This window comes from Nitrincola tapanii (assembly GCF_008368715.1).
GTDB classification, from domain to species: Bacteria; Pseudomonadota; Gammaproteobacteria; order Pseudomonadales; family Balneatricaceae; genus Nitrincola; species Nitrincola tapanii.
Genome location: NZ_SMRS01000003.1, coordinates 31,257 through 48,046 on the forward strand (window position 1 = coordinate 31,257; position 16,790 = coordinate 48,046).

Annotated in this window: 16 protein-coding genes and 1 pseudogene; 8 read left to right on the top strand and 9 right to left on the bottom strand. The window is 49.0% G+C overall.

Annotated features, from left to right (window positions below; all coding sequences use genetic code 11):
- The first annotated feature begins 43 nt into the window (after positions 1-43).
- Positions 44-1,462 (top strand): siroheme synthase CysG, encoded by a 1,419-nt coding sequence (cysG, locus tag E1H14_RS04535; RefSeq protein ID WP_149390279.1) that lies wholly within the window; start codon positions 44-46, stop codon positions 1,460-1,462.
- 6 nt (positions 1,463-1,468) lie between these two features.
- A pseudogene (locus tag E1H14_RS04540) lies at positions 1,469-1,636 on the top strand (GIY-YIG nuclease family protein); the annotation flags it as partial.
- Between the two features lie 34 nt (positions 1,637-1,670).
- Here the strand turns inward: E1H14_RS04540 and E1H14_RS04545 are convergent.
- The 4 genes from E1H14_RS04545 to E1H14_RS04560 all read right to left on the bottom strand — a co-directional run bounded on the left by E1H14_RS04545 (position 1,671) and on the right by E1H14_RS04560 (position 4,973).
- Positions 1,671-2,219, bottom strand: a complete 549-nt coding sequence (locus E1H14_RS04545) for an ureidoglycolate lyase (protein ID WP_235017382.1) — start codon at positions 2,217-2,219, stop codon at positions 1,671-1,673.
- A 14-nt stretch (positions 2,220-2,233) separates the two neighbouring features.
- Entirely contained in the window at positions 2,234-3,241 is a 1,008-nt protein-coding gene (gene alc, locus E1H14_RS04550) for an allantoicase (protein WP_149390280.1), read from the bottom strand.
- Positions 3,242-3,253: 12 nt separating this feature from the next.
- Positions 3,254-4,093: a MurR/RpiR family transcriptional regulator gene (locus tag E1H14_RS04555; RefSeq protein ID WP_149390281.1), complete on the bottom strand. Its 840-nt coding sequence runs from the start codon at positions 4,091-4,093 to the stop codon at positions 3,254-3,256.
- A 148-nt stretch (positions 4,094-4,241) separates the two neighbouring features.
- Positions 4,242-4,973, bottom strand: a complete 732-nt coding sequence (locus tag E1H14_RS04560) for a tRNA1(Val) (adenine(37)-N6)-methyltransferase (RefSeq protein ID WP_149390282.1) — start codon at positions 4,971-4,973, stop codon at positions 4,242-4,244.
- Between the two features lie 117 nt (positions 4,974-5,090).
- On the opposite strand from E1H14_RS04560, the gene E1H14_RS04565 reads away from it, so the two are divergent.
- The 3 genes from E1H14_RS04565 to E1H14_RS04575 all read left to right on the top strand — a co-directional run bounded on the left by E1H14_RS04565 (position 5,091) and on the right by E1H14_RS04575 (position 7,537).
- Positions 5,091-5,798 (top strand): MlaA family lipoprotein, encoded by a 708-nt coding sequence (locus E1H14_RS04565; RefSeq protein WP_149390283.1) that lies wholly within the window; start codon positions 5,091-5,093, stop codon positions 5,796-5,798.
- Between the two features lie 75 nt (positions 5,799-5,873).
- Positions 5,874-7,049: a PP2C family protein-serine/threonine phosphatase gene (locus tag E1H14_RS04570; protein ID WP_149390284.1), complete on the top strand. Its 1,176-nt coding sequence runs from the start codon at positions 5,874-5,876 to the stop codon at positions 7,047-7,049.
- Between the two features lie 2 nt (positions 7,050-7,051).
- Complete coding sequence (locus tag E1H14_RS04575; protein WP_149390285.1) at positions 7,052-7,537, top strand: STAS domain-containing protein; 486 nt, start codon at positions 7,052-7,054, stop codon at positions 7,535-7,537.
- Between the two features lie 20 nt (positions 7,538-7,557).
- Here the strand turns inward: E1H14_RS04575 and tal are convergent, their stop codons facing one another.
- The 5 genes from tal to E1H14_RS04600 form a co-directional block, all read right to left on the bottom strand.
- Positions 7,558-8,508 (bottom strand): transaldolase, encoded by a 951-nt coding sequence (tal, locus tag E1H14_RS04580; RefSeq protein WP_149390286.1) that lies wholly within the window; start codon positions 8,506-8,508, stop codon positions 7,558-7,560.
- A gap of 5 nt (positions 8,509-8,513) precedes the next feature.
- On the bottom strand, positions 8,514-9,512 hold the full coding sequence (gene dusA / locus E1H14_RS04585) for a tRNA dihydrouridine(20/20a) synthase DusA (RefSeq protein ID WP_149390287.1): 999 nt from the start codon (positions 9,510-9,512) through the stop codon (positions 8,514-8,516).
- Between the two features lie 131 nt (positions 9,513-9,643).
- Entirely contained in the window at positions 9,644-10,066 is a 423-nt protein-coding gene (locus tag E1H14_RS04590) for a TIGR01244 family sulfur transferase (RefSeq protein ID WP_149390288.1), read from the bottom strand.
- A 125-nt stretch (positions 10,067-10,191) separates the two neighbouring features.
- Positions 10,192-11,244 (bottom strand): NAD(P)H-dependent flavin oxidoreductase, encoded by a 1,053-nt coding sequence (locus E1H14_RS04595; RefSeq protein WP_149390289.1) that lies wholly within the window; start codon positions 11,242-11,244, stop codon positions 10,192-10,194.
- A gap of 17 nt (positions 11,245-11,261) precedes the next feature.
- Positions 11,262-11,969: a class I SAM-dependent methyltransferase gene (locus E1H14_RS04600; protein ID WP_160142023.1), complete on the bottom strand. Its 708-nt coding sequence runs from the start codon at positions 11,967-11,969 to the stop codon at positions 11,262-11,264.
- Between the two features lie 405 nt (positions 11,970-12,374).
- On the opposite strand from E1H14_RS04600, the gene gltX reads away from it, so the two are divergent.
- The 3 genes from gltX (at position 12,375) to E1H14_RS04615 (ending at position 16,786) form a co-directional block, all read left to right on the top strand.
- Positions 12,375-13,880 (top strand): glutamate--tRNA ligase, encoded by a 1,506-nt coding sequence (gene gltX, locus E1H14_RS04605; protein WP_149390291.1) that lies wholly within the window; start codon positions 12,375-12,377, stop codon positions 13,878-13,880.
- Positions 13,881-14,199: 319 nt separating this feature from the next.
- Positions 14,200-15,111: an HDOD domain-containing protein gene (locus tag E1H14_RS04610; protein WP_149390292.1), complete on the top strand. Its 912-nt coding sequence runs from the start codon at positions 14,200-14,202 to the stop codon at positions 15,109-15,111.
- 121 nt (positions 15,112-15,232) lie between these two features.
- On the top strand, positions 15,233-16,786 hold the full coding sequence (locus E1H14_RS04615; protein WP_149390293.1) for a methyl-accepting chemotaxis protein: 1,554 nt from the start codon (positions 15,233-15,235) through the stop codon (positions 16,784-16,786).
- Positions 16,787-16,790 lie beyond the last annotated feature (4 nt).

Sequence of the window (16,790 nt, forward strand, 5' to 3'; positions counted from 1 at the left end):
ACTTCATCTATCGACCCTCTTTTTTGTTACAGGATGCTGAGCGATGGAGTATCTGCCGCTATTTTTTGATCTGAAACAACGCTCTATCTTGCTCGTCGGCGGCGGTGAAGTGGCGTTGCGTAAAGCGCGACTATTGCTCAGAGCGGGCGCACGTATCACGGTGATTTCACAGGCGGTATTGCCTGAATTACGTGAGCTGCTCGATCTGCATCAAGGAGAAGTGATTCTAGGCCAGTATCATCCTGCTTTGCTCGAAGGCCAGGCTCTGGTCATTGCGGCGACGGATGATGAGAGCCTGAATGCACGCGTGCACTTTGATGCGGTGGAGCGCAATATTCCGGTGAATGTAGTCGATAACCCGCCTTTATGTACGTTTATTTTTCCGGCCATCGTCGACCGATCGCCGATTGTGATCGGGATCAGTTCAGGGGGGCAGTCTCCGGTATTGGCGCGCATCCTGCGTTCAAAACTGGAAAGTCAGATTCCTGTTAGTTTTGCCCGTTTGGGTCAGCTCGTTGGTCGCTTGCGTGATGAAGTTAAAGCGCGTTTTGCTTCGGTGAATGAACGGCGTGTATTTTGGGAGAAAGTACTCAACGGCCAAGTGGCGGAAAAGGTGTTTGCGGGCCAGGATGCTTTAGCTGAAGCTTTATTGCGACAGCAGATCGCAGAAGGCAATGCCGACAGTCAGGTCGGTGAGGTCTATCTGGTCGGCGCTGGGCCAGGTGATCCAGAACTCTTAACCTTTAAAGCTCTGAGATTGATGCAGCAGGCGGATGTTGTCCTCTATGATCGTTTGGTTTCAGACGAGGTGTTGGAGCTGTGCCGTCGCGATGCGGATCTGATCTACGTGGGTAAAAAGCGTGATCAACATGCGGTGCCTCAGCAGGATATTAATCAGCTTCTGATCGAGCATGCACGTGCCGGTCGGCGTGTGGTGCGCTTAAAAGGGGGCGATCCTTTTATCTTTGGTCGCGGCGGCGAAGAGTTGGAGCAGCTGAAGGCCGCTGGGATTCCGTTTCAAGTAGTGCCGGGGATTACCGCAGCCAGCGCCTGCTCAACCTATGGTGGCATTCCTCTGACCCATCGAAATTATGCGCAATCAGTTAAGTTTGTCACCGGCCAGCTGAAAAATCGCACCAGTGATTTGAATTTTGCTGAGCTGGTTCAGCCCAATCAAACGATCGTTTTTTATATGGGGTTGCATACCCTAGAGATGCTGGTGACAGGTTTGCTCGAGCAGGGTAAGCCTCAGGACACGCCGATCGCGATCGTTGCTCAAGGCACCTCACCACAGCAGAGGGTGTTGACGGGAACACTTGCCGATATCGTGCAAAAACAGGCGCAGGCGCAGCTGCCTGCTCCCGCCATCATTATCGTGGGTGAGGTGGTCGCCTTGCAGCCACAACTGGCTTGGTTTGGCGAATCGGCACTGGACGCTGAAACTCAGCGTACTGAGGACTAAGCCTCGGTGGGATGGTTTGTTTATCTTTTGCGTTGTGCCGATCAAACCCTGTATACAGGGATTACTCGGGATCTGACGCGGCGCCTAGAGGAGCACAACCACTCGGAGCGTTTGGCGGCACGTTACACACGTAGCCGCCGTCCGGTCAGTCTGGTTTGGTCAGAGCCTCAGCCCAATCGTGCCTTGGCGACTCGGCGTGAAGCAGAAATCAAGCGTTGGAGTCGTGCACGCAAAGAGTGTCTGTTGAAGCAGACAGAGCCGGAATCCACAATTCCAGATGCGCCTCCAGAGTGTATTCATCACAATTCGCTAAATCGCCCTGACGATCGACTACCAGAAAGCAGTCACCATCTTGAAGCGCGATCAGAGGATGATGCCATACCCCGGCAGCATAATTCACGCCTTGTTGACCATCACTCAAAAAAAGCTTGAGCTGATGCAGATCGGGCTTGGAGCCTTCTGTTGCCGGTGCCACAAGGATGAAAAAAGGTTGGGCATTTAACGGAATAAACGCCTGTGACCCCTGCGGGTGACGCTCCAAGAGCGTCACGCGTAGGGGGAGTGAATCGGCTTGGGGTTTACGAAAGATACTGATAATTGCTCGCCCATCTTCGGCACCGGTGTTTACTTCGGCCAGACAGTGAAAACGCTGAGTCGTTCCGGCATTGATCAGAAAATGTTCAGCTTGCCGCCAATCGATGAGATCCCCAAAGGGGGCAAAGTTTTCCTGGGTCAGCGGTGTGATGGGCAGTTGCATGATGACGTCCTTATTTAATTCAGGCGTTTGACGCGTCCAAACAGGCGTAAGCGGCTGACGCCCCCGTCGGGAAAGATGTTTAAGCGCACATGAGAGATGGGCCCTAAAGGATTTAGATCTGAGGCGCTAAAATGATGTTCTTGATGCATCTCCAATTTCTGTGAAGGTAACAGCTCACGCCAAAACAGGCTTTGAGTGGCGATCTGCTCGTCGGTACCGCCTTGAACATAGGCGGCCTGAATGGAGCAGCTGTCTGGGTAGTTGCCCTTAAAGTGTAGGGTGTCGACGATGATTTCAGAAATTTCACCTGGATGCCCTAGGGCGAGCACTACCCAATCATAACCAGGACTGCGACGCCGTGCCGTTTCCCAGCCATCGCCCATATTCAGCGCACGTCCTGGGTTAATGAGGTTGCTCATCTGGCCAAAGTGTTGGTCAGAGCAGCTAAGGGCGCGGCCTCCCTGAAGTGCAGAAGCAAGATCTAGAGTTTCCTCTGTCGAGTGAGCGCTCCAATCACGATACACGCGCCCATACACTCGCAGGCGTGCAATGCCTCCATCCGGGTAAATATTTAAGCGCAGATGTGTCCAGGGCTGGTCGGTCAGCAATAGATCATGCCAATGGTGTTGGTTGCCCTTCAGGTTCACAGCAGGCAGGAGCGTATGCCAGTGTGTTTCGGAGTCGGGGTCGCCCTCAGCGCAGTAGCAGGCTTCGAGTGAAGCGGAGGGCGGGTAGTTGCCGGTGAAGTAACGAGTGTCGATATCGACACCTTGCAGATAACCGGGAACGCCTAAGCGGATCACGGCAAAATCATGGCCCTCATGGCGTTTGCGTCGACTTTCCCAGCCATCCATCCATTTGCCATGATCGTCAAATACCCCTTCTTTCCATTCGGGTTCGTGCGCTTGCAGCATGCGATTGGCATCAGCAAAAAAATCGTCACTGACATGAATGACACGGCTGCCAAGGCGCGCATCGGCAAGGTTTAAAGACGAGTGATAAGGATGGGATAAGGTACTCATAGAAATTTCCTGTTAAAGACTTAAATCAAGTTCATCGGTGAGATCAAACAGGGCGTTGCTGTCATGGATACGTGCACGCCCAGATTCCAAATTCTGATGCAAAAGTTGATTGGCCAATAAGCTGATCAAGCTCATGGGCAAGGCGTAACTGTCAAAAGCGGACACTGAGTCCAGAGGCAGTTCGATCAGATAATCTGGCTTAAAGCGCGCCAATTGGGTGCCGGTTTCGGTGCAGAGTGCCCAGGGGATTTCTTGTTTTTGGATGGCCTGAATCAGTTTAGGAAAGAGTGAGGGACGACGGTGAAACCCGAAGACGATCAACAGATCGTCTGGAGAATAATTCAAGAACTCCTCAGCAAGCGTTTGTCCGGGCTGGGGTAGGAGATGGACCTGGCCACGCACTTGTTGTAACTGCTGGCGCAGATGTAAAGCCAGTGGATAGCTATTGCGTAAACCCATGACGCCGATCTGTCGGGCACGGCTGAGATGTTCGGTGAGTACATGCAGATGATGTGCGGGTAAAGCTTGCTGCCAAAGTGCGAGGTTCTCTTTTTCCTGTTCAAAGTGTCGTTGAATTAAACCTGAGGTGTGGGTGACTTGGCGGTTGGCCAGGGGAACGCCTTGTTGACGCAGTTGGCGCATCGCATCGCGCATCGCTCTAAAGTTGCTGTATCCCAAGCGTTTAATCAAACGACTGACAGTGGCTTTTGAAGTCTGGCAGAGTTGGCTAATCTCAACGGAGTTGTAGCTGGTCAAATCCTCTAGATGATCTATGAGAAAAGCCGCAATGCGCCGCTCGCTAGCCGTCAGGGCTTCATATTCTTGGCGAATTCTTTCTCGTAGCGCAGTCATGGCTCTCTCTTCTGGTCGATGGGGAGTCTGAGGTCTAGGTGTATAATATGAAACTTTCGATTCATTTCAAGACATATTGAAAATAAAGTTTCAATGGTGGGGTGCAAATGAAGGCGGATAGGGTGTTAGATCTAACTAGAATTGCGCTTTAGTGAACCTGTAAATAAAAATCTTGGAGCAGGGCGCGGGCTTCAGGACTGTGGCGTGGGTGCTCGGTGTAGATCTGCAATTCGGCTTCACTTTCGTTGCAAGGTTCGAGTCGCCATTCCACAAAATAGCGATGAGCGGGTGTTTGGGCTGAGGTGCTCAGGCTTAATCGTTGACCGCGATGAAATCCAAGCGCTTGTGCACAGGCTTGAAAGGCTGGAAAGCTTGCGCAGGAGATCAATAGCCACAAAACCCCTTGAGGTTTCAACAAGCGTTTACAGGCTTGCATCAACTCAAGGCTGGAGAGAGCGTGATTGTGACGCGCTAGGGCTTTTTTGCTGCATGGATTAGCTGTGGAGTGCTGAAAAAACGGTGGGTTGCAGAGGATGAGATCGTAATCGGTTGAACCGTGCTGAGCAAAGTCACGTAGGTCAGCATGAATGGCATGAATACGATCGGCCCAGGGGCTAGATAAGAAGTTATCTTGAGCCTCGGCAAGGCTTTGTGCATCGATTTCGAGAGCATCGATTTGTGCTGAACAGCGTTGTGCGGCAAACAGGGCAATGAGACCGGTGCCTGTGCCTAGATCTAAAATACGCTGAGCTTGGCCGAGTGGAACCCAGGCAGCAAACAAGCAAGCATCGGTGGTGACTTTCATGCCATTCTGGCGCTGTGCTAGGGTGAAGGCTTGGCAGCGAAAGGGCGCAGGATTTTGGCGGTTACGACGACGCATCTTTTCAAGTCTAATCAGTTTTCGGCAATTATAGCGGGGCTGAGCTTTATTCGCAGCGCATCAATGTCTACAATAAGCCAAATTACCGCCCAACATGGGATGATTAAGGGAACCCTAATGCTTAAAGTCACTCTAAAGAAGTTCGCTTTTGTTTCGACTCTGGCTCTGACTTGTGCAGCGACCAGCGTTCACGCACAGGATGATCGTGACCCCTGGGAGGGTTTTAACCGTGCAATGTTTACCTTCAACGATACCCTAGATCGTGCTGCCATTAAGCCGATTACTAAGGGTTATCAATTTGTTACTCCTGAACTGGCGCAAACGGGTGTAAACAACTTCTTTGAAAACCTGCGTGATGTTCGCACCTTGTTTAACAATGTGTTGCAGGGCAAGGTCGATAACGCTTTTCAAGACTTTGCACGCATTACCTTCAACACAACGTTTGGTCTGGCCGGTTTGATTGATGTCGCCAGCCCAATGGGTATTCCGAAACATAATGAAGATTTCGGGCAGACACTGGGTTACTGGGGCGTGAATTCCGGTCCTTACCTAGTTTTACCCCTGTTCGGGCCAAGTACCGTACGTGATACTGCCGGCATGTTCCCAGATTTTTATCTGGATCCTGTTAAATATGTGGATGATCGTGCAACACGTAACTCCTTAATGGCACTACGCCTGGTGGATACGCGTTCACAGTTATTGAAAGCTGAACGTATTGTGTCAGGTGATCGCTATATTTTTATTCGTGATGCTTACCTGCAACGCCGCGAGTTCCTTGTTCGTGATGGTCAGGTAGACGTTCAATTCGACGAAACCAACTTCTGATTCTTGTATTGACGTCTAGATTCAAGGCTAAGCAGGATGATTCGTGCATCACGACACCATGAGGCTAGCTGATTTATGAATCAGTTCCTGCATAGCGTCTTGTTGGTCAGTGCTTCGACTGAAACCACTGACCGCATCTTTGAACTGTGTGAGCAATGTGAGCAGGCCAATATCCGTATATTGATTGCTCGTCATGCTCCCGAAGCCTTATCGCTGCTTGAGCATACCAATTTCTCTTTAGCGCTGTTAGATCTAGCCGACCTTGAGATTACCTTTATGGATCAGGTCAGTGCGCATCTGAATCCAAAGCCAGTGGTGGCGCTTTTGGATGATCGTTCAGAGGCCGTGACGGCCGAGGCATTGCTGGCGGTGTTACGTGCCGGTGCTGACGACGTGTTTCTGCAGAGTGAGCTGCAAGGCCCTTATGCGCAGAGTTTTGTTGATGCGATGAAGCGTCAACTGCGTCGTGCTTTGCACATCGAAGAAGCGCGCTTGCTGCGTGAATCTCTGGAGCGCAGCCTCGATGAGTTGCGTGCCGATCACCATGCCGCGCAACAGGTGCAACAGAATCTTCTGCCGCCGCGTGAGCAGCTAATCAATCAACTGCGCTTTGAATATACTCTGACACCTTCCTTGCTGCTCAGTGGTGATTTTGTCGATGCGATTGAGCTGAATGAGCATCAAGTGATGTTTTATTTAGCGGATGTGTCCGGCCATGGCGCTTCTTCGGCTCTGGTCACGGTGCTGCTCAAAAATATGACATATCGTTTGCTGCGCAATTACAAACGTCACTCCAGCTTTGACATTCTCTCACCTTTGTCTACGCTTAGCCGCATTAATCAGGAAGTGCTGCTGACGGGGTTAGGTAAACACTTGACCATGTTTGTGGGGTTGATCGATACCCAAGCGAATACGCTGATCTATGCCGTGGGAGGACATCATCCGATGCCGGTCTTCAGTACGGATACTCAGAGTCAGTTTTTGGAAGGGCGTGGTATGCCTGTCGGGTTATTTGAAACGCCCGTTTTTGAAGAGCGGCAAGTGGATTTGCCAGAGCGCTTTAGGTTAACGCTCTTCTCCGATGGTATTTTAGAAGTGATGGGCCAAGCCAGTTTGGCCGAAAAAGAGGCGAGACTTTTGGCGAGCCTCAACCAAGGTTTTTTATCATCCTCTGCATTGATTACACAACTGACACAAAAACAGGGTGTGTATCCAGATGATGTCGCGATTATGACAGTATCTAGAGCCTGAACATGAGTGATGGTGAGATTTTTTATGCCTGCCAAGATGGGCATTATGTTCTGAAGTTCATGGGCGACGTACGTTTGACCCTATGTTCAACGATAGATAAGCATCTTGAATATTTCCTTGCACGTGAAGATATTCAGGATACTCTGGTGGACTTGACCGAGACGCAGAATATTGACAGTACATCGTTGGGCCTAGTGGCGAAGCTGGCCATTAAGTGTGCTGAACGTGGTATGCCCAAACCCACATTGGTGTCGACCAATCCAGATATCACGCAGATACTGCTGGCGATGGGGTTTGATCGGGTATTTCTGTTGTTGGACTTCCTCCCGACCAGCTTAAAAGATCTGCAGGAAGTCCCCTTTGTGCAAGAATCTGAAAATGAGATGCGCCTGCGTATTATTCAAGCACATAAGGTGTTGATTGATCTGAACGAAAGTAATCGTTCTGCTTTTCGTGATTTGATTGAGACCTTAGAGAAGTGCACCTAAGTGCACCTCTCTAACGTCCTTCACTCTGCACTCAGTAGCCTTTCCAGCTTTTCTTGATCACGTGCGAAGTTGCGTATGCCCTCGGCTAGTTTTTCCGTGGCCATGGCATCTTCATTTAAGGCCCAGCGGAATTCTGACTCACTCGGCCCTACGGCTGGCTCATTAGACTGAGCACTTGCTGCACTTAAGCGCTGCTCTAGGGGATCTGTGCTTAAAGCAAGCTCTTGCATGAGCGCTGGGCTGATGGTGAGGCGATCACAGCCTGCTAAACAACGAATCTCGTCGAGATTACGGAAGCTGGCGCCCATCACAATGGTGGAGTAGCCATTTTGCTTGTAGTAGTTGTAGATGCGCGTCACGGAAGCGACACCTGGATCTTGATCACCCGTGAAATCCATTTCAGGCTGTGCTTTTTTATACCAGTCCAGAATGCGGCCAACAAAGGGCGAGATCAGGAATGCACCAGCATCGGCACAGGCCTGTGCTTGGCTAAAGCCAAAAAGTAGGGTGAGATTGCACTGAATTTTTTCTTTTTCAAGCTGACGTGCCGCAGCAATTCCTTCCCAAGTCGATGCAATCTTGATTAACACACGATCACGGCTGATGCCCATCTCTTCATACAGATGAATGAGACGGCGTGCTTTTTCAAGCGTGGCTTGGGTATTAAATGATAAACGTGCATCCACTTCGGTTGAGATACGCCCTGGAATGAGTTTCAGAATTTCATGTCCGATCTGGACGGCTAAGCGATCGGTGAGATTGCTCAGATAGTCGCGATGCGTACCCCCCTGAGCGCGTGCCCAGTGTTTAGCATCTTGCAGCAGATAGGCATATTTTGGGTCTTCGCTGGCTTTTAAAATCAGGGAGGGATTGGTAGTGGCATCGACGGGGCAGAATTGGGCAATGGCGGCAATATCACCTGTGTCGGCGACCACCTGGGTCATCTGCTTCAGTTGTTCAAGTTGATTCATTGGACTCAATCCTGAGTGATAGGAGAAGGACGCACATAACTTAATGCGTCGAGAAAAACCTGTAAACCGGCTTCTTTTGCATGGCCATTTTCACTGAGGTGGCGACGGAACTGTTTGCCACCACGTTGTCCGTGGAAAAGGCCGAGTAGATGTTTGGTGACGGCATAAAGCGGGATACTCTTGGCAAGCTGTTGCTGTAAAAAAGGTAAAAAAGCCTCAGCCACTTCAATACGGCTCAAAATAGGGGAGTTATCGCCATACAGGCGTTGATCGACTTCAGAGAGCAAGGGGTAAGGGTTTTGGTAGGCCTCACGCCCAATCATGACGCCATCGACCTGTTGCAAGTGTTCGGCCGATTCTTCTAGCGTTTTGATACCACCGTTGATGATAACTTCCAGCTCTGGAAAAGCCTGTTTAATCGCATACACACGCTCATATTGCAAGGGAGGGATATCACGGTTTTCTTTCGGGCTGAGGCCTTTCAGAATCGCTTTGCGTGCGTGAATAATAAAGGTGCGACAACCTTGCGCCTGGATAGTGTCAACAAACTCGAGGAGTCGTTCTTGCGAGTCCAGATCATCTATGCCTAAGCGATGCTTGATGGTGACCGGAAGTTGAGTCTTCTGCTGCATGGCATCCATGCACTCGGCGACACGCGTTGGATGGGCCATTAAACAGGCGCCGATCATATTGTTCTGAACACGATCACTTGGACAGCCGACATTTAGATTCACTTCATCGTATCCGTAGTCTTCAGCCATACGTGCGCAGCGTGCGAGTTCTTTAGGATCACTTCCTCCTAGTTGTAAGGCAACTGGGTGCTCAGCGGGATCAAAGCGTAAAAAGCGGTCACGATCACCGTGAATGAGCGCCCCAGTGGTGACCATTTCCGTGTATAGCCAAGTGTGCTTAGACATAAGGCGATGGAAATAACGGCAAAAAGGGTCGGTCCAATCCATCATAGGGGCAACGCAGAAGCGTCGATTAGGAAGCGGGTTTGACATGGATGCTGCCAATCTCTCATCAGTTCATTGAGTTCAACGTGCCACTATATCATAAGGGTTCAAAGGGGAGGATGACTTGAGGTGCTCTGACTAGCTTTGCGCAGAGCAAAACCTAGTCAGAGAAAGAAGTGTTATTTCGATAAAAAAGCGTCTTTTTGTTCAGTTAAGTCATGACCGGCTGCATGCGCTGCTTGTAACAGCTCACCTAAATCGCAGGATTTTTGCTGTAATTGGGCGTGAATCCACAGAGAAACAGCTCGACGACCCGTACGGCAAAAACCCAAAATGGGTTTGGGTAGGCGTTCAATAGCACGACCAAAGGTTTCAACCGCTTCCGGTGTATACTCGCCCGGTACTACGGGCACTTCAACCCACTCCAATCCAAGCTCTTCGGCGGCAAGACGTAAGCCCTGGGTATCGGCATGATCCTCAGCTTCTCCAGGCATACGATTACAAATAATCGATTGAAAACCGCGTGCTTTAACTTCCTCAAGGTCTTGAGGATAGATTGCGTGGCAAATACTAAATCCAGGTTCCAGCTCTTTAATGTCCATGTCAGCCTCTTTATTTAAGCCATTTGTTCAGCGTTGTCATGATTAGGGATGAGGAGAGATTTATATGATGGATCTCTAATCTAACATATGAATTCAAAAGTGGAATAATATTATTTCTATTTGATCTATATCATCTCTCTATGAGCGTCCGCTAGCCAGAGCGTCAGTGCCTGAGCTGAAATCGGACGACAACCTTGAGTATTCTGCCCAGCCCAAAGGGGCGAAAAATCACCTGAGCCTTGGGCTTCAGCAGCGCTACGCAGAGGTTGCAGCGCCGCACTGGCCAGAGGGAAAGCCGGAACTTCTGAACTCATTGGGCCTAACTCTCGCATCAGTCGATTCATAATGCCTCGGGCTGGGCGGCCACTAAACAGATTCGTGAATGCTGTATGCTGCGCCGCAGGTGAGGTGAGGGCCTGACGATGTATCTCAGATGTCGCCGCTTCTGGACAAAGTAGATAACTGGTGCCTATTTGAGCGGCACTGGCCCCTAGCATCAGAGTGGCGCTGACGGCAGCAGGGCTCGCAATCCCGCCTGCAGCAATGACGGGGCAGTTTAGGTGCGCAACCAGTTGGGGTAGCAGGGTAAAAAGCCCTTGCTGCAGAGTGAGATCATCACTCAAGAACATGCCACGATGCCCGCCGGCTTCCAGGCCCTGTGCGATCACCGCATCCACTCCTTGAGCCTCTAACCATAAGCCTTCCTCTAGCGTCGTAGCACTGGAAAAAATGAAGCAGCCGGCTGCCTTTAAAGGCTTAAGTAGATCTTGATCGGGTAAGCCGAAATGAAAGCTGACTACCTTGGGGGGGGCGGTCAGTAAGCATTCCAACATCTGGGCATTAAAGGGTTGGCGTTGTGGGCCACTATTAGAGATTGGGATTTGAATACCCAACTCTTGATAATAGGGTTGTAAGCGCTCTTGCCAACGGAGCTCCTCATGCTGTTGATCTGGAGGGGGTGTGTGGCAGAAAAAATTCAAATTAAAGGCCAGCTCGGGATAGGCTTGTAAGCTTTGCAAGGTTTGGCTTAATTGCTCCAAACTTAGCATGGCACAGGGAATAGAACCTAACCCGCCGGCTTGGCTGACAGCCAGGGCTAAACGGCTGTCCTGAACGCCGGCCATAGGGGCTTGGATGATCGGATATTTGAGATTTAATTTGGAAATAAGATCCAGCATAACAAGTTTAAGTCCACTTACTCTGAGTTGGGATTGCGTGCTGCAATTTGCACGGCACGACCACTGCGAATCGCTTCAACCTCTAAAATCTCAAAACCACAGAGGGTTAAAAGATCACAGAGGTCTTCCGAGGTGTAACGATTGTGTTCCAGAAAGTGTTGGAATAAGTCGTGCAGTTGTGCCGGGGAAAGATCCAGATCTCGCAGAGCTTGGCCTTTCAATTCATGGCTCAGATAGTTTTTGATGGGCTGGCGCACCATATCGACTAGAAGTAAGCGCCCGCCAGGTTTCAACCAGTGGCGCAGCTGACAGAAGAGTGTAATGGGTTGGTGCAGTTCGTGGACTAACCGGTTGGCTAAGGCTAGATCCAGTGTGGCATCGCTAAATAGTTCACGTGCAGGGGCATTCAGATCGGCAATGCGCACTTGAATATTCTTGGGGAGTGTTTCAATGCGCTCAAGCATATAAGGTGCGCACTCGATACCGGTGAGTTGCCAGCTAGGATGGGCATTACTTAGATCTTTAAGAAATAACCCAGGGCCACAGCCAAGATCGGCAATTTGTTGGGACTGATTGGGCTGCAGATTGCTGTGTCGTGCCCAAAAGGCCATGAAGACATCATCATGGTTGCGCTGATGACTCGCAAAGGTGCGTTCTGCGGCTAGGGCGCCGTTACCACCATGATGGCGTTCTAAGTAGCGTTGTAATTCTGTTAGGGAGTCCATTGCTGCGTATCTCCAACCTAAAAATGCAGTATACCTAGGTCCAGAGATAAAAAAACGCCGCATTGTTACCAATGCGGCGGTCTCGCAGTGCCCCTCGAGTGCGAAAAATCGTGAGTTCAAAAACAATCAATTGGAATGCTCTTGAATCATCTGACTTAAATAAAGCATCTATCGTGCCATTCTTCATATGTTCATATAAAACATACAGTTAATAGATGTTTGTACGAGTTAAGCCTATTGCATACGGGTATTTTTGCACTAAATATGTGCGATACATTTTGCGTGTGCTCAATTAATGTGCATTTTTGTTTTTGACGGGTTTTTCCTGATAAGAACCTCTGCTTTCTGTGCCGCTCTACCGCTATACTATCGCCTTTGTTCAGTATTAGTTTAAGTGAGAAAAGCATGACCGTCCGGACTCGCGTTGCCCCTTCGCCAACAGGCGACCCTCATGTAGGTACAGCCTATATTGCCTTGTTTAATTTGGCATTTGCTCGTCAACATGGCGGCCAGTTTATCCTGCGTATCGAAGATACCGATCAAACGCGTAGTACACCGGAATCTGAGCAGGCGATTTTGGACTCTCTGCGTTGGTTGGGCCTGGAGTGGGATGAGGGGCCTGATGTAGGCGGGCCGCACGGGCCTTATCGCCAGAGCGAACGTAAGGATATGTACAAAGATTTTGCCATGCGCCTGGTTGAGGAAGGGCATGCTTTTTTATGTTTCCGCACCCCGGAAGAGTTGGATGCGTTACGAGAAACACGTAAAGCCTCCGGTCAGCACACTGCACTAAAACAGAGCGACCTCGAACTGCCTGCGGCTGAAGTAGAGCATCGTATGGCCCAGGGTATGCCATATGTGGTGCGTATGCGGGTACCTGAAGAGGGTGTCTGCGTCATCGATGATCTATTGCGTGGCCCGATTGAAATGGACTGGGGGCAGGTGGATGCACAAATTCTGCTGAAATCCGATGGTATGCCCACCTATCATCTTGCTAATGTTGTTGATGATCATTTGATGCAGATCACGCATGTTATTCGTGGCGAAGAGTGGATCAACTCAGCACCCAAGCACAAGCTATTGTATCAGTATTTTGGCTGGCAAATGCCGCAGTTGTGCCATATGCCTTTACTGCGTAATCCAGATAAATCCAAGCTTTCTAAGCGTAAAAATCCGACCAGTATTCTTTATTACCAGCGTATGGGGTACCTGCCAGAAGCTCTGCTGAATTATCTGGGGCGTATGGGCTGGTCGATGCCTGATGAGCGTGAGAAGTTTACGCGCGCCGAGATGTTTGAGAATTTTGATCTGCAGCGTGTCTCTCTCGGGGGGCCAGTTTTTGATCAAGAGAAACTGAGTTGGTTGAATGGTGTTTGGATACGTGAGAATCTCGATGCCGAGGCTTTTGCGGCGGCTTATTGTCAGTGGGCATTAAATCCTGAGTATCTGATGCAGATTCTGCCTTTGATTCAGCAGCGCGTAGAGAAGTTCTCTGATGTCGCGCCTTTAGCAGGTTTTTTCCTTGCAGGCATGATGCCGGTGCAGCCGAATAGTTTTGAACATAAAACGCTAACGCCAGAGGATGTGAAGCGCATCTTACAATTTGCTTCCTGGTATCTGGATCAGCAGCGTGACTGGCATAAGGATACGCTGTTTGCAGGATTTAAGCAGTTGGCCGAAGGGATGGGTTACAAAATCCGCGACTTCCTTTTTCCGTTGTTTGTGGCGATTGCAGGGACCGCGCAAAGTGTCTCGGTGGTGGATGCCATGCAGATACTGGGGCCGGATATGAGCCGTGCGCGTGTGCGTTATGCCTTGGATCAGGTTGGTGGTGCATCTAAAAAAGAAGCCAAGCGCTGGGAAAAAGAGTTCCAAATCTTGCTGCAAGGTGAAGAGGCAAGCGAGGCTTAAGTCTTTCTCATCCTATTCAGTGCTGCGTGGACTCCGCGGCACTGATTTTTTCTCCTAGTCTGAAACAGGCTTTTCTCCCTTGATCGATGATTGTTCGTTAACTTGCGATGAATCCGTTCAATTGATGCAAGGCGCGGCTTTGCAGGCCTGAATCTGCTTACTTAGCCAATAGATACGATCTTTGATCTGCATCAAAAATGCGTAGGCATTAGTTTCTGAATTTTCCGAAAATTTGATATGTTCTAATTATGTGCTGACCTATCTTCGGGCGGTGCTAATCAAAAGAGTCTCACCTAAGGGAGTGCTCAAGGAGCGTCTAATGCACAAGGCCGCATCTCAACTTTTGACATTGGAGTTTATTCAGGAGCAGTTAGAGCAGCTACCTCTCTTACCTGGTGTTGTGTTTGAGTTAATGAAATCAGACCCAGAAGGCGAGACGTTTTATGAAGACATGATCCGCTTAGCTAAGAAGGATCCTCCCTTGGCAAGTTTGATCCTAGGTCATGCGAATTCAGCTGCGTATATAGGAAAAGGAGCTGTAGACAGTATTGAAACAGCCTTAGCCAGGGTGGGTTCACATACTATTTTGCAGATTTTAATGGCGATCTCGGTTGCGCGTGTATTTCTACCTAGTAAGGAAGAGCAACGTAATATCTGGCGCCACTCCTTAGAGGTTGCTCAAATCTCTAGTTTCATGGCACGCAGGTCTTGTTTCCCTCATGTAAAACCTGAAACTGCTTATATGGCCGGGCTTCTGCATGATATTGGACGATTTGTAATGTTACAGATAGCACCTGAAGCTTTGAAAAAAACTGAGGTAAGGGGTTGGGGGGGATCAGAAGAGCTGATAGAGGTTGAACAAAAAAGTCTAGGATTCACACATACTATCGTAGGTCAGATGGCCTGTAAAAAAATGCACTTACCAAAATTGATTAGCAATATCGTACGCTATCACCACCAGCATGAGGTCGTACGTCATCCGAAAGTGCCAAAAGATTTAGCAGATTTATTACTTATTATTCAGTTTTCCGATGCATTAAGCTTTTATTTAGCAACGGAATCAGGCTGGTCTAAAATGAGTTCTCGGGAACTACATCAGAAGATTCAAGAGGAGGTTATTTCTTCGCATTGGGATGAAAGTTTTTTACCTTTGTCTGAGTTAGTAGACGCATTACCTAGGATTTTTCAGGACTGTGAAAGTGCATGTGAGGTGCTTGGAATTCGTAAATAACAAAAGCTAAGGTATTTATGATTACGATCTTAATCTTACTTGGCTAAAAGTATAATTTGGTATTAAAAATAGGATGAAAGTATAGAAAAGGGATGTCTGATTGTATTCAGAGGTTGAATCTATGAAAAATAATGGACCCGTAACTCAAAATGAGCAGAGTTTTGATCCAAGCGAAAAGTTGATTTCAGCCACTGATCTGAAAGGTGTAATAACACACTGCAATGATGCATTTCAACGTATTAGTGGCTATTCACGTGAGGAGCTTATTGATCATAATCATAATATAGTGCGCCATCCGGACATGCCTGAAGAAGCTTTTGAGGTGATGTGGAATCATCTAAAGTCCGTACGGCCTTGGATGGGTTTGGTTAAAAATCGCTGTAAAAATGGTGACTATTACTGGGTCAGTGCTTATGTAACGCCTATCACGGAAAAAGGTGAAGTTATTGGTTATGAATCGGTACGCTCCTGGCCTTCTCGGATAGATGTTGAACGTGCGGAAAAGCTTTATGCTCGGATCAATCGTAAACGCCGTCCATTTTATATTCCGCGTCATCTCATTCAGTTGGGCATGGCTCTTATATTAATATTACCAGCACTAGGTTTAGGGTATTGGATGACACCTTTAGCCAGTAGTCTGTGGTTGATTTTTGCGCTGCTTTTTTTTGGAGGTATTCAGTACCTACAACATATTAAGGATTTAAAGCTGATAAAGCGCGAGTTACAAGGCGTTTTTATGCATCCGTTGGCGGCTGATACCTATACGAATCAGCAAGGAATGACCGGCAATATCATGGTAGGAGTGATGAGTTTACGTGCTCACCTAGATGCTGTCTTAACACGAATTCAAGATGCTTCGGGTCAGGTGGCTGCACAGGCTAAAACGGGTCTTCAACTTTCAGAAGTGGCGCGTGAAGAAATCATGACACAGAGCCGACAAACTGAATTGGTGGCCACGGCTATGCATGAAATGTCTTTGGCGATTCATGAAATCTCGCACAATGTACAGAAAACAGCGAGTCAAGCTGAGTTCTCTCGTAATCTCGCAGGGAAAGGAGAGGTCATCGCTCAGGTGACCTGTGATTCGATCGCCCAATTACGCAATAGAGTTTCGCAAATTGGAGAAGCGGTACAAAGATTGTCGGAGCAGACTTTGGTCATAGCACAGGCAGCTCAGTCAATCGAAGATATTTCTGAGCAGACAAACCTTTTGGCCTTAAACGCAGCCATAGAGGCGGCACGAGCCGGCGATCATGGACGTGGTTTTTCCGTCGTCGCTGATGAGGTTCGTTTGTTGGCAGGTAATACACGTGTATCGGCGCAGAATATTCGGCAAATCGTAGAAAATTTAACAGTACAAGCCAACTCATCCGTTGCCGTCGCGACCGAGGGAGCGGCCGATGCAGAGATAGGGCTGCAGCGCGTGATGGAATCAGAAAATATGCTACGGGAGATTACCGAAGCGGTTAATCAGATTTCAGCGATGTCAGAGCAAATGGCGGCGGCCGTTGAAGAGCAGGCATTAGTGTCCGAAGAGGTGAACCGACAGGTTAAGGATATTGCTGAATTAGCAGAGCGCAGTCTGACACGCACAGAAGAAAGTGCAGAAAGTATTCGTCAATCACAGCAGGTCTCAAACCAGTTACATGAACTCGTTAATCGCTTTAAGCAGTAAGTCC